Origin of the sequence: Chryseobacterium sp. Chry.R1 (assembly GCF_039645525.1) — a bacterium.
GTDB lineage: Bacteria > Bacteroidota > Bacteroidia > Flavobacteriales > Weeksellaceae > Chryseobacterium > Chryseobacterium proteolyticum.
Genome location: NZ_CP151793.1, coordinates 2,964,637 through 2,978,336 on the forward strand (window position 1 = coordinate 2,964,637; position 13,700 = coordinate 2,978,336).

Annotated in this window: 9 protein-coding genes; 5 read left to right on the top strand and 4 right to left on the bottom strand. The window is 36.9% G+C overall.

The window, feature by feature from the left end; all coding sequences use genetic code 11:
• Positions 1-12: 12 nt before the first annotated feature.
• The 4 genes from AAEU33_RS13410 to AAEU33_RS13425 form a co-directional block, all read right to left on the bottom strand.
• Positions 13-726 carry an alpha/beta hydrolase-fold protein gene (locus tag AAEU33_RS13410; RefSeq protein ID WP_345988023.1) on the bottom strand — a complete coding sequence of 238 codons (714 nt, stop codon included), beginning with the start codon at positions 724-726 and terminating at the stop codon, positions 13-15.
• A gap of 34 nt (positions 727-760) precedes the next feature.
• Positions 761-1,972, bottom strand: a complete 1,212-nt coding sequence (locus AAEU33_RS13415; RefSeq protein WP_172278554.1) for an ATP-grasp domain-containing protein — start codon at positions 1,970-1,972, stop codon at positions 761-763.
• 140 nt (positions 1,973-2,112) lie between these two features.
• On the bottom strand, positions 2,113-3,528 hold the full coding sequence (locus tag AAEU33_RS13420; protein ID WP_345988025.1) for a leucyl aminopeptidase family protein: 1,416 nt from the start codon (positions 3,526-3,528) through the stop codon (positions 2,113-2,115).
• Positions 3,529-3,533: 5 nt separating this feature from the next.
• Positions 3,534-4,655: an alpha/beta hydrolase-fold protein gene (locus tag AAEU33_RS13425; protein WP_345992779.1), complete on the bottom strand. Its 1,122-nt coding sequence runs from the start codon at positions 4,653-4,655 to the stop codon at positions 3,534-3,536.
• A gap of 215 nt (positions 4,656-4,870) precedes the next feature.
• On the opposite strand from AAEU33_RS13425, the gene glgB reads away from it, so the two are divergent.
• From glgB to AAEU33_RS13450, 5 genes are all read left to right on the top strand, one after another.
• Complete coding sequence (glgB, locus tag AAEU33_RS13430; RefSeq protein ID WP_345988027.1) at positions 4,871-6,820, top strand: 1,4-alpha-glucan branching protein GlgB; 1,950 nt, start codon at positions 4,871-4,873, stop codon at positions 6,818-6,820.
• Position 6,821: 1 nt separating this feature from the next.
• Positions 6,822-8,228, top strand: coding sequence for a glycogen/starch synthase (locus AAEU33_RS13435; RefSeq protein WP_345988028.1), 1,407 nt, complete (start codon positions 6,822-6,824; stop codon positions 8,226-8,228).
• A 115-nt stretch (positions 8,229-8,343) separates the two neighbouring features.
• Positions 8,344-9,612, top strand: a complete 1,269-nt coding sequence (locus AAEU33_RS13440) for a glucose-1-phosphate adenylyltransferase (protein WP_345988030.1) — start codon at positions 8,344-8,346, stop codon at positions 9,610-9,612.
• A gap of 69 nt (positions 9,613-9,681) precedes the next feature.
• On the top strand, positions 9,682-10,722 hold the full coding sequence (locus AAEU33_RS13445) for an SRPBCC domain-containing protein (protein WP_172278544.1): 1,041 nt from the start codon (positions 9,682-9,684) through the stop codon (positions 10,720-10,722).
• Between the two features lie 123 nt (positions 10,723-10,845).
• Positions 10,846-13,662 carry a 2-oxoglutarate dehydrogenase E1 component gene (locus AAEU33_RS13450; protein ID WP_172278542.1) on the top strand — a complete coding sequence of 939 codons (2,817 nt, stop codon included), beginning with the start codon at positions 10,846-10,848 and terminating at the stop codon, positions 13,660-13,662.
• The last annotated feature ends 38 nt before the right edge of the window (positions 13,663-13,700 follow it).

Genomic DNA, 13,700 nt, shown 5'->3' on the forward strand with positions numbered 1-13,700 from the left:
GAACCTGATTTTTCAGGAAAAAAATGTGCTGATGAACGTCGGGAATACCATTCTCCACAACGGCCAGTCGTGATTGATCCATTTTCTTTCATCATACCAGTAATCTATTCCTTTTGATTGGAGGATTGCTGCCATTTCAAGGTTTTTATCCTTACAAATGTCCTGATCAGAAGTACTTAAGACAATATGCATATGTTTATATTTCCAGGCCTCATCATTTTTGACGAACTCTCTGGGGCAATTATAATATACAAGATCATCAGAATATCCGTCCATGAAATTCCGGATCGTAAATGCCCCGGAAAGACAGAATAAATGTGAGATGACATCAGGAAACCGGAATGCAAAATTTGCAGCATGGTATCCTCCGAAACTGGCACCGGCTATAGCAACCCGGTGTGTTTTATGTAATTTCTGAATATAAGGGACAAATTCCTGAATAAGAAACTGAACATATCTTTCATAATTTTTTATTCTTTGCTGCGGCGATATATCATCATCATAAAAACTCCAGCTGTCAATAGTCTGAAGGTTATACAGCTTTACTTTGCCCTGCTCTACAAACCAGTTGATGCTTCCGTTGAGGTGGAAATCATGATTCTGGGTATACAATCCCTGCGAAGTAGGGAACATGATAATAGGATAGCCGTAATGTCCTGTTACTTCTACCTTAATGCTTATTCCCAATATATTTGAATAATAATCAGTATGTTCTATATGTGGCATGCTTGGAATAATTATAATTTGAATACAGACCGAACTAACTTGTGGGTTTACCTTTCGGAGGTAAAATATTCAGTAATCCGGTATTGATCTTCTCTGCAGCGAAGTCGAGTCTTTCCTGTATAATATCGGCGTTTCCGGATTTATATACTATCCCGACATGATAGTCTATAGGAAGGTACTTAACTATTTCTTCACATTCGAACGGACCGTAATCAGGCTTTTGATCCTTAATCAAAGCAATGATCAACCCGGAATGGTACTCCACGGGTTTGGCTACTTCATATTTTTTTGATCTCAGAAGTGCGTCTTCAATCTTTGCCCATTCGCGCCAGATATTGATATCGCTGGAAGCTTCAACAAGATCAGGAATATGTGCACCCCCTACACGTGAAGAGGTTTCCAGAAAATACCATGTTCCGTCTTCTTTACTCCTTATAAATTCAGTATGGGTGGCTCCATTCAGTAATCCAAAATTTGAGAGGAGTTTTGCATTAATTTCTTCAAGAGCTTTGAATTCATCAGATTGCCTGCTTAAAGTTTTGGTTCTGAAAACACCTCCTTCATGGGAAACCTGCATCGGCGGGGCCAGATATTGAGATGCTGATGTAAACACCACTTCTTTATCAAAAGTAAGGCTGTCTACATGGAAAACATCTCCGGGTTTAAAGCTTTCCAGTAAAAAAAGATGGCGTTCTTCTCCCAACTCATTTAAGGCTTCCCAAAGCTGTTCCTTAGAAGTGATTTTCTTTATCCCCGATGCAGAAGCTTCGGAACGGGGCTTTAACACCCACGGAGCAGGAACGTTTTCAATAAAAGTATTAACCTCATCATTGTTAAAGACTGCTGTAAATTCCGGCACGTTGATACCCGAATCTTTGGCTTTTTGTCTCATTGCCAGTTTATCCCTGAAATAGCGGTGGGTAGTTTGTCCCATCCCTGGGATACGGAAAGTCTCCCTGATCAGTGCTGCTTTTTCAACGTCATAATCATCGAGAGCAACGACAGCATCAATTTTTCGGGTCTGCATAAGATGGGAGAATCCCTGAATAAGATGTTCAAGATTCCATACGGACGGCTTTAATTCGGGCATATAAAAAACCTCATCGATCGCATGCCACGGCCAGTTCTTTTCTCTGATATTTTCGGATGTAATCAGGATTATTTTATTACCGAGCATCTTCATTTCGTCCATGAAATCATAGCCCTTGTAATAGCACGAAATACATACTATAGTTTTCTCCTCCATACAGTGTTTTTAAAAATTTAATGAATTATCAAAAATAAAAGCAATTTTTTATTAACTAATTAATATTAAAAATTAGCCATTGCTGAGATTTTGAAAATCCTAAATCAATTATACAGAGAAATTTTGTAATAAACTAATTTTTAATGATAATTTTCGATTAAATCCGTCAGCAATTGCACTCCAAAACCTGTTGCGGCTTTTTCTTTGGCATAACCAACACTCCCGAAAGCGACTCCCGCAATATCCAGGTGAGCCCACTTCGGATGATTTTCTATAAATTGTTCCAGAAATTTGGCCGCTACAATACAATCACCAATCGGCTTCAAGGAAATGTTTTTAAGATCTGCTACATCAGATTGTATGTCTTCTTTCCATACATCCCACAAGGGAAGATTCCACAGCCTTTGATTGGTTCTGTCACCTGTTTGCAATAACATATTTTTCACTTCTTCATTGTTTGAGAACAAAGCACCACAGGTATCTCCAAACATTCTTACTGAACTTCCTGTAAGGGTTGCCAGATCAATAAGAAGATCTGTTTTGTAGTTTTTAGCCAGATAAGAAAGAGCATCGGCTAATATCATTCTGCCTTCTGCATCAGTATTCAGAACTTCTATAGTTTTTCCGTTGTAAGCTGTGATGACATCACTTGGCAGAAAAGCTTTTTCAGAAATAGCATTATCGGTAATGGGTAAAATTACAACAAGGTTTACAGGAAGCTGCATCTCTGAAGCATAAATTAAAGATCCTATAACAGCAGTTGCTCCGCCCATATCGGATTTCATATAATGCATGTTCTGATGATCTTTTAATGAAATGCCTCCGGTATCAAAAACCACACACTTTCCAATTAATCCAATGGTCTTTGCTTTTTTTACGGTTGTCCGATATTCTAATATAGTGAATGCAGCATCATAAGCGCTTCCCTGATTAACTGAGAGATACGCTCCAAGACCTAATTCCTCACATTTTTTTCTGTTGAATACAGTGTATTTAAGCTGATGTTTTTTTGCCAGATCCTTAAGGTATGAGCCTAAAACGGGTGGGGTCTTAAGGTTTGCAGGTTTATTTAACCATTCCTGGCAAGCTGTCTGACCATTGGACAGCGCTAATGCTTTTTGGTTGATATTATCCAGTTTTTTCTGGCTTATATTTTCAAAGTGAATTTCAAATTCAGGGCTCCAGAAAGGATGGCTTTTATCAAATGGGTATTTGTATGTTCCTAATAACAGTCCTTTGATAAATTCTTCAAATTGTTTTTGGCTGATGAAATCGCTCATCAACAGAGTAGGGACAGCTTTTAAATTATTTTTTTGTGTTTGTGAAAATTTTAATGCCACCTGCTGGATCTCAAAACTTTGAACAGACGATTTTCCTAATCCGATAAAATAAGTAATGCTATCTTCACTAGTGCTAATGAAAACTTCATTCTTTTTTCCTGTAAAAAAGGTGGAAATATTTTTGTTAATGCTTTTATTTTTTTTGATCCATTCTTCTTCTGTAAATAATTGAAAAACCTGAATGTAATTTTTATTTTTTTTATTGATTAGTTTCATAATTTTTACGGTTTGATTGATTGTTGTTGTGGTGCTACTTCTACAGGATTTTCTGTATTGTCATAAAATAGCCATTCGATGGCCCTCGGAAACTCCTGCGACCAATAGAATTCACTGTGTGTACCTTCGGGATTGATACTGGTTTTAAATTCGAAATCAAAAAGATTTTTTTGTTCCCATTTTTTTAAATATTCTTCAAATATGCGGATTCTTTTTACCATTTTAGATCCTTCCTTTCCTCCTCCGTATAAATAGATTTTAGTCTTGAAGGGAATACGGAAGTTCATCATTGGAAAATTATTGTTAGGCTCTACCCAAAGCGAAGGAGAGAAGATCAGTAATTTTGAATATACTTCAGGATATAGAAATCCACTGTAAATACTAATAAGGGCACCTAATGAACTCCCGCCGATACCTGTATTTTCCCTGTCTTTTTTGGTCCGGTAATTTTCATCGACAAAAGGTTTCAGCGTATCTGTGATGAAGCGTATGTATTTCTTGCCTTCGGAACCGTGAGCAACATGATCATTGTCGAATATATATTCCTTTATCCTTTCCTGACTTCCGTGTTCAATCGCGATGATGATTACATCCCCACGTCCATATTCTGCAAGAATAGAGAGTTTTTTATCTATTTCCCAATTGCCGTATTCACTTCCTTCGTTGAAGAGGTTCTGTGCGTCCTGAAGATAGAGTACAGGATAGCTTTTGTTGGAAATATAATAATCGTAGGGAAGTAACGCCCATACTTTTCGGTATCTGTCGAGTTGTGGAATGTAAAATTCTTCTGAGATGATTTCAATAATGGGAAAAAATTCATCTTTAAAAGGTCCCCAGTTAAGCCTCCATTTCTTTACAATGTCAGAGACTTCTCCTGTCGATTTGTTTACTTTTCTGTTGAGAGTAATATTTCCATACTGGTCAAGCTCTACATTTTCCCAGCCTCCTTTTGTGAATTTGTATTCTATTGCTGAGGGCAAAAATTCATCGCTAATGTCAATACTATAGTTGTTAGCATCTATGGAAGTAAGCTTGTATTGATCATCTTTAGGGTTCCAGTTATTAAAATTTCCTGTTATATAAACAGTTCTGTCATCACTTTCATCAGTGTAAAGCTTAAACTTCATCATGCGTTTTATAAAAAGTTAAGGCTAAATTTATAAAAAAACTTTAGATATATAAACGTTGAAAATTTCTGGTAAAAAACAATCAGAAGACTATTAAATTTTATATATTTGATAGGGAGGTGGATGAAAGAACTTTTATAACAATTATTTGAATTATAATTAATTGTTTCTATCTGTATTTTTCGTAGTTTCAAAGCATATAAAATTAAACACTAATGAACTCTGTTAAAACCTATACACTTTTTACGGATCATGATGTTTATCTTTTCAAAGAAGGTAAGCATTACAAGCTTTACGATAAGTTTGGGGCACATTCCGTAGAGAAAGACGGGGTTTCAGGAGTTTATTTTTCTGTCTGGGCACCCAATGCGAAAAAGGTTTCTGTGATTGGGAATTTTAATAACTGGAATCATAAAGAGCATATTTTATATCCCCGGTGGGATGGATCCGGGATCTGGGAAGGCTTTATTGCTGATCTTAAATGGGGAACTTTATATAAATATGCTATAGAAACGGCTTACGGTGATCTTTTGGAAAAAAGTGATCCTTATGCATTAAGTTGGGAGCAAAATTTACAGGCAGCATCTCTGATTTCTACTACATGGTATGAATGGAAGGACCAGGAATGGATGGACAGCCGATGGAAAAAGAACCGGTTGGAAGCTCCGATTTCTGTATATGAAATGCAATTAGGTTCATGGGTAAGGGAAGAAGACCATCCTGATAAGTTTTTAAATTATCGTGATATAGCCAAAAAGCTGGTGCCTTACATCATAGAAATGGGATTCACACACGTAGAATTTATGCCCGTCATGGAGTTTCCTTATGATCCTAGTTGGGGATATCAGATCACAGGTTTCTATGCCGCAACTTCAAGATTCGGATCTCCTCAGGATTTAATGTTCCTGATTGATGAACTTCATAAGAATGATATAGGCGTAATACTGGACTGGGTTCCTTCTCATTTCCCGGGAGATGCGAATGGACTCCATCGTTTCGATGGGTCTTTTTTATATGAGCATGAAGACCCGAGAAAAGGATTTCATCCGGACTGGAAATCTTACATTTTCAACTACGGAAGAAATGAAGTAAAATCTTTTTTGATCTCCAACGCCATGTTTTGGCTGGAAAGATATCATGCGGATGGATTGCGGGTAGATGCCGTAACTTCCATGCTCCATCTGGATTATTCCAGAAATGAAGGAGAGTGGGAGCCAAATCAGTATGGCGGGAATGTAAATCTTGAAGCAAAAATATTTCTTCAGGAATTTAATACAGCAGTATATAAAGAATTCGGAAATGCAATTATTACGATTGCTGAAGAAAGTTCAGATTTTCCAATGCTTACCACGCCGGTGCATGATGGTGGTGTGGGTTTTGGAATGAAATGGATGATGGGTTGGATGCATGATACACTGGATTATTTTAAACTTGATCCCATCCTCAGAAAAAATAACCATCACAAAATAACCTTTGCGTCCATGTACATGTATAACGAAAATTACATGATGCCTTTATCTCACGATGAAGTTGTACATGGGAAAGCAAGTCTTATTTATAAAATGCCGGGAGATGAATGGCAAAAGTTTGCCAATCTTCGTGCCCTTTATGTATACATGTATACGCATCCGGGAGCAAAACTGCTTTTTATGGGAGATGAATTCGGTCAGACTGCTGAATGGAATTTTAAGCAAAGCCTGGATTGGCATTTGTTACAGTATCCTGTTCATAAAGGATTGCAGACATTAGTCAAAGATCTCAATCATGCGTACAGATCAGAATCTGCTTTGTATGAAAACCAGTTTAATCCCAAAGGATTTGAATGGGTGGAAGCCGATGATAAGGATAATTCTGTCTTTGTATATTTAAGAAAGGGAAAACGGAAGGATGATGTTTGCATGGTCGTTCTTAATCTTACACCCCGTATTGTGGAGTATACAATAGGAGTGAACGAAGGAACACATTGGGTAGTTATTTTCAATTCCGATGATGAAATATACAGTGGCAGTGGTGTAGATCCTGTTATTATCAGGGAAGAGAAAGGGGATTGGATGAACAGACCCCAATCCATAACTTTAAAACTGCCGCCACTCGCCGGATTGATTTTAAAGCAGAAAAAAGATAAAAAGTATAAATTACATAGAATTAAATTACATAAAAAGTAAAATGATTGTTTATCATCTTAGTACGGAATGTTATCCGATAGCAAAAGTAGGCGGTTTAGCAGATGTTGTAGGAGCTTTGCCAAAATATCAGAATAAAATAAAAGGAGTGGATGCAAAGGTTGTAATGCCTTGGTATAATAAATCTTTTATTTACGATCATGAATTTGATGTTGTTTTTGATGGTTTTATTCATCAGGGGCCCAATATGCTTCAGGTTCAGGTAATGAAAGAAAAAACAAATGTTTTAGGCTTTGAGTTATACCTGGTGAAAATTCCAGGGCTTTTAGACAGGGATAATCCTTACGGTTACCAGGATGAAAGTTTCCAGTTTTTAGCGTTTCAGCATGGTGTCTTGCATTGGCTGAGTGCCATGGAAATCCGTCCTGATGTTTTGCATTGTCATGATTATCACACGGGCCTGGTTCCTTTTATGATTGAATATTGTCCTGAATTCAAATTTCTTAAGGGGGTTAAAACGATTGGGACAATTCACAATGGTGAATACCAAGGGATGATGAGCTGGAATATGGCACAATATATGCCTGTGTTTGATAACTACAGATGGGGACTTTTAGACTGGAACGGATTGATTAATCCTCTGGCGTGTATGATCAAATGTGCATATGCATTCACCACTGTTTCGGAAGGCTATCTGGAAGAGCTTTTTATAAGTTTCCGCGGACTTGAAAGCCTGGTTCGCGAAGAATTCGGAAAAGCATACGGAATCATCAATGGTATTGATACTGAAGTATGGAATCCTGAGACTGATCCTATGCTGGATTATAACTTTAGTATCGAAGATGCCGTAGAACAGAAGAAAAAGAGTAAAGCCAAACTTTGCAAAGAGTATGGTCTGAAGCCGGAACTTCCTTTGTTTGCATTTATTGGAAGGTTTGCAACCGAAAAAGGAGCCGATCTGCTGCCCGATGTTGTATGGAGAAGTATAAGACAGAGCTATGGTGCTTTAAATGTCATCATTCTGGGCTCCGGTAACAGATATATAGAAGATAAGTTAAAAGAATATGAACATTTGTACAGTAATTTTGCTCTTGATCTGGGGTATAAAGAATATCTGTCCCATAAAATATATGCTTCAGCAGACTTTTTGCTGATGCCTTCAAGGGTAGAGCCATGCGGATTGAATCAGATGTATTCCATGAGATACGGAACGGTTCCCATTGTAAGATACACCGGTGGATTGAAAGATACTGTGCAGGATATATCTACAGGAGGAGCGGGATTAAATTTTTCCTATCCGGGAGTTGATGATGTAATTCACGCGATGAACAGAGGGATGCATATATATTATCAAAAAGGTGTGATGGAGGACCTTATCACTGCCAATATGCAATTTGATTTCGCCTGGGAGAAGTCTGCGGAGAAGTATATTGCGTTATACAATAAATAAAACGAAGTATAACCTGTTTTGTTTTCTGTAGTGACATAATGAGGAAAAGAAGTATTGTAGAAATACATAAAGTGAATAAAAAAGTAATCAAAACTAAATTAAACGCAAGATATTTATGAATCGCAACGTTATTTCCATTGTTTTGGGAGGAGGTAGAGGAACGAGACTTTTTCCGTTAACTTATTCAAGGTCAAAACCAGCCGTTCCAATTGCCGGAAAATACAGACTGGTAGATATTCCTATTTCCAATTGTTTAAACTCGGGACTGAATAAGATCTTGGTTTTAACCCAGTTTAACTCTGCTTCTTTAAATTCTCATATTAAAAACTCATATCATTTTGATATCTTCAGTAAAGGATTTGTAGATATTTTAGCTGCCGAACAGAATGTTGAAAATGAGAGCTGGTACCAGGGTACTGCAGATGCGGTTCGTCAGTCGATGAAACACCTTGAAAAATATGATTATGATTATATCCTTATCCTTTCTGGGGATCAGCTTTATCAGATGGACTTCAGGGAAATGCTGGATTATCATATTAAAAAAGGAGGGGATGTAACTATTGCGACTATTCCTGTAAATGCCAAGGATGCAACAGGGTTTGGTATTTTGAAATCCGATGATGAAGGAAATATTACTTCATTTGTTGAAAAACCAGGGATGGATATTTTAGGAGATTGGAAGTCTGAAGTTTCTGATCATAACAAACATGAAGGGAAAGAATTCCTTGCATCTATGGGGATTTATATTTTCACAAAGAGTATTCTTAAAAAGATGTTTGATGAAGGTGCGGGGGATGATTTCGGGAAAGATATTATTCCTAATTCAATAGGAAAATATGCTACATTAAGTTATCAGTATGAAGGATACTGGACTGATATTGGAACAATTGAGTCTTTTTACGAGGCTAATATTGATCTTTGTCAGGATTTTCCACAGTTTAATTTATTTTCTTCGTCACCGATTTATACGAGAGCCAGAATGCTACCTCCATCCAAAATTAATGGATCTTACGTTAGTAAAGCTGTTTTTGGAGATGGATGTATTATTATGGCGGACAAAATTGAAAATTCAGTGATCGGAAACAGGACCCGTATCGATAAAGGAAGTACGATCGTAAATTCTTATGTAATGGGATCGGATTTCTATCAGAATACTACTGAAATTGTCATGAATGACCGGAATGGCCGTCCCAACATGGGAATAGGGAAATACTGTTATATCGAAAAAGCAATTCTGGATAAAAATTGCTATATCGGAGATAATGTAAGGATTATCGGAGGGAAGCACTTACAGGATGGCGACTTTGGAACCCACTCCGTTCAGGATGGTATTGTTGTGGTGAAAAAAGGAGCTGTATTGCCTCCGGGAACTCATATTGGATAATTTTCATAAACTTAAAACTAGAGTGATCAATATATTGGTCACTTTTTTTATTTGTTTTACTTTTGTACGATGCGTTTTTTTAAAATAATAAGTGTAATTGTTGTTTTACTGGTAGGGGCTTATGCTGCTTCCATGTATTATTTTGTGGATGAAAGTAAAGATTTTAAAATTGAAAAAGAGATAGATTATCCTTTGGATAAAGTCTTTCACCAATTCAATAATTTACAGAATTTTACCCGTTGGAATAATTTTTTTACAAATTCCCAAACTATTGATATTGATTATTATACTCCCTACGAGGGAATGGGAAGCGCTATAAGTTACGTTGATCCAAAAAATGATAGAGACGGAGAGATGTTTATCCGGTATGAAAACCCTAATCAAACCCTTAAATATCAGCTTTTTGAAGATAAAAATGAGAACCCAACGCTTGTCGATGTTAAATTCAAAGCATTATCTGCAGAAAAAACAAAGATCACATGGTATGTTCATACCCCTAAACTTTCTGTGCTGAGGAGAGTGGAGAATTTTTGGACGGAGGACCGTTTTACAGAAAATATCGATAAAAGTATGGCCAACCTTAAGAACGTTCTCGGAAATAAGGTGGAAAAAGATAACCAGATGGCTGCAATAAAATACGATAGCTTAATGGTAGAAAATGAAGAGGAAAAGTTATTGCTGGGAATTAATGTAAGCACCTCCAACAAGAAAGATGCTTTGTACAAAAACATCGTTATGAACTACAATAAAGTTTACAATTATGTAAGCATGGATCTTGGAAAAAAAGAGGATGAATTCGGGTTTCCCATCCTGATCACTGACGCCGATAATTATAAAGATAAGGAGGTTTCCTATTTCCTGGGGATACCATTGTCAAAAAAGATAGGAGTTACAGATAATAACTTTAGTTTCAGATCTGTAAATCCTACGCAGAATTATGTGATGTATTACAAAGGACCTTATGCCGGAAGAGTAAAAGCAATTCAGCAATTGATTCAAAAAGCAAAGAAAGATGAGATGCGTTTTGGTGATATTCGTCAGGTTTTTATGGAGCGCCCGATGGATGATCAGGACGTGAACATGAAGCTTTCCCTATCTGTCTTTAAGTAAATTATTGGAAATTATATATTTTATGTTTTTTTTAGTAATCTGAGGCTGTCCCAAGTCGGTTTTTTTTATTAAATTTGAGGATTAATTATACAAACAAATTTTAATAATAGATAAACTGTAATAATGGACAGATTTTCATTCCTAAACGCAGCTCATTCTCAGTTAATTGAGGATTTATACCAACAGTACTTAAAATTCCCGGATTCTTTAGAGCCATCATGGAAAGCCTTCTTTCAAGGCTTTGATTTTGCTTTGGAGAACTACGGTGATGAAGATAACATCCAATACATTCAAGCTCCAGCTACTACTGCTCCTGCAGTACAGCAAATATCTCAGGCGGTATCAAACGGAGAAGTTCCTGAGCACATCAAGAAAGAATTTAAAGTAGTAAACCTTATTGAGGCTTACAGAACAAGAGGGCATTTGTTTACAAAAACAAATCCGGTAAGAGAAAGAAGACACTATACACCTACTCTGGATATCGAGAACTTCGGTCTGAGCAAGGAGGATCTAAATACGAAATTTAACTGTGCTGTTGAAACAGGGATGAAAGAGCCTGCAACATTGCAGGATATCATTAAGCACCTGGAAAACATTTATTGTGACTCTATCGGTGTTGAATATACTTATATCAACAATGTTGAAGAGAAGGATTTTATCAAAAAATGGTTGCAGGTCAATGAAAACCATCCAAGTCTTTCAGCCAATGAAAAAACTGAGATCTTATTGAAGTTGAATCAGGCTGTAGCTTTTGAAAATTATCTTCACACGAAATTTGTTGGTCAGAAAAGATTCTCACTGGAAGGAGGAGAAACATTGATTCCTGCTTTGGATCAGTTGATTTCAAGATCTTCTCAGCTTGGTGTAGATGAGGTGGTGCTTGGTATGGCTCACAGAGGAAGATTAAATGTACTATCCAATATTTTTGGAAAATCTTACAAGCAGATCTTCTCTGAATTTGAAGGAAAAGAATTTGAAGAAGATGTATTCTCGGGTGACGTTAAATATCACTTAGGATCTTCTAAAAAGATCAAAACAGCTTCAGGTGAAGAAGTTTCTATCAATCTTACTCCGAACCCATCTCACCTGGAAACAGTAGCAGCTTTGGTAGAAGGGATCTGCCGTGCTAAAGTAGATGATAAATACAAAGGGGATTATTCTAAAATTTTACCAATCGTTATCCATGGGGATGGAGCTATTGCAGGACAAGGAATTGTTTATGAAGTAGCGCAGATGATGACCTTGGAAGGATACAAAACAGGAGGTACGGTGCATATTGTTGTGAATAACCAGGTTTCATTTACAACCAACTATGCAGATGCAAGATCATCCACTTATTGTACGGATATTGCAAAAGTAACTGAGTCTCCGGTAATGCACGTAAATGCTGATGACGCGGAAGCAGTAGTTCATGCAATCCACTTTGCAGCTGATTTCAGAGCGAAGTTCGGAAAAGATGTATACATCGATTTACTGGGATATAGAAAATATGGTCATAACGAAGGGGATGAACCAAGATTTACTCAACCCAATTTATATAAACTGATTTCCAAGCATCCGAACCCAAGAGAAATTTATAAGGATAAATTAATTCAGGATAGTATTGTTTCTAATGATATCCTGAAGAAAATGGAAACTGATTTCAAAGAACTTTTGGATAAAGATTTCGATGCTTCTAAGGAGATTGAGAAAAATGCAATGGATGTTTTCATGTCTGATGACTGGACAAACTATCCTATTGCAAAAAGAGGAGCAATGCAGTCTCCTGTAGATACAAAATATGATTTAGCTAAGCTTAAGGAACTGGCTATTAAAATGTCTACGCTTCCTGCTGATAAGAAATTCATCAATAAGATTACAAGACTTTTCGAAAACCGTGTAAAAGCTATTGAGGGAGATTCTTTAGATTGGGCTTTAGGAGAATGGTTAGCATATGCTACATTACTTGCTGAAGGACACAACATCAGAATTTCAGGGGAAGATGTGGAAAGAGGAACTTTCTCCCACAGACATGCCGTAGTGAAAACAGAAGATACGGAAGAAGAGTATATTCCATTAAGACATATTTCTGAAAGCAGATTTGATGTTTATAACTCTCACCTTTCAGAATACGGAGTTTTAGGTTTTGATTATGGATATGCTATGGCTTCTCCAAACACGCTTACAATCTGGGAAGCTCAGTTTGGGGATTTCGTAAATGGTGCTCAGATTATTGTTGATCAATATCTGGCTGCTGCGGAAGAGAAATGGAAGATTCAGAACGGATTGGTAATGTTATTGCCACATGGTTCCGAAGGACAGGGAGCAGAACACTCTTCTGCAAGATTGGAGAGATTCTTGACACTTTGTGCGAACGAAAATATGGTGGTAGCCAATATCACTTCTCCAGCTAACTATTTCCACTTGTTGAGAAGACAATTGAAATGGTCTTACAGAAAACCGTTGGTTGTAATGAGTCCTAAGTCATTATTAAGACATCCTAAAGTTGTTTCTCCATTAGAAGATTTTGCGAACGGAACTTTCCAGCCTATTTTGGATGATGCTACTGCAGATCCTAAAAAAGTAGAAAAAGTTGTCCTTTGTTCAGGTAAATTCTATTTCGAATTATTGGCGAAGAAAGAAGAACTTAACAATGAAGATATTGCTCTGGTTAGATTTGAACAATTGTATCCATTACAAACAGATGCTATTGAGCAGATTTTAAGCAAATATGATAATAGAAAAGAATTGATCTGGGCTCAGGAAGAACCTGAAAATATGGGGGCATGGTCTTATATCCTTAGAAACTTCAGAGATACAGGTATTCAGGTGATAGCTCCGGTACCAAGTGGTGCTCCGGCTCCTGGTAGTCACAAGATGTTTGAGAAAAATCAGAATGCAGTAATCAACAGGGTTTTCAACACAAACGATGCGCCTGCAAAAAGACCTGTAACAGCTTAATCAATAAATAATAATTAATAAAAAAATAAAAAATACGA

Coding starts and splice junctions, on each gene's coding strand:
- AAEU33_RS13410 (WP_345988023.1), bottom strand. CDS start 726: ATGCCACATATAGAACATACTGATTATTATTCAAATATATTGGGAATA.
- AAEU33_RS13415 (WP_172278554.1), bottom strand. CDS start 1,972: ATGGAGGAGAAAACTATAGTATGTATTTCGTGCTATTACAAGGGCTAT.
- AAEU33_RS13420 (WP_345988025.1), bottom strand. CDS start 3,528: ATGAAACTAATCAATAAAAAAAATAAAAATTACATTCAGGTTTTTCAA.
- AAEU33_RS13425 (WP_345992779.1), bottom strand. CDS start 4,655: ATGAAGTTTAAGCTTTACACTGATGAAAGTGATGACAGAACTGTTTAT.
- glgB (WP_345988027.1), top strand. CDS start 4,871: ATGAACTCTGTTAAAACCTATACACTTTTTACGGATCATGATGTTTAT.
- AAEU33_RS13435 (WP_345988028.1), top strand. CDS start 6,822: ATGATTGTTTATCATCTTAGTACGGAATGTTATCCGATAGCAAAAGTA.
- AAEU33_RS13440 (WP_345988030.1), top strand. CDS start 8,344: ATGAATCGCAACGTTATTTCCATTGTTTTGGGAGGAGGTAGAGGAACG.
- AAEU33_RS13445 (WP_172278544.1), top strand. CDS start 9,682: ATGCGTTTTTTTAAAATAATAAGTGTAATTGTTGTTTTACTGGTAGGG.
- AAEU33_RS13450 (WP_172278542.1), top strand. CDS start 10,846: ATGGACAGATTTTCATTCCTAAACGCAGCTCATTCTCAGTTAATTGAG.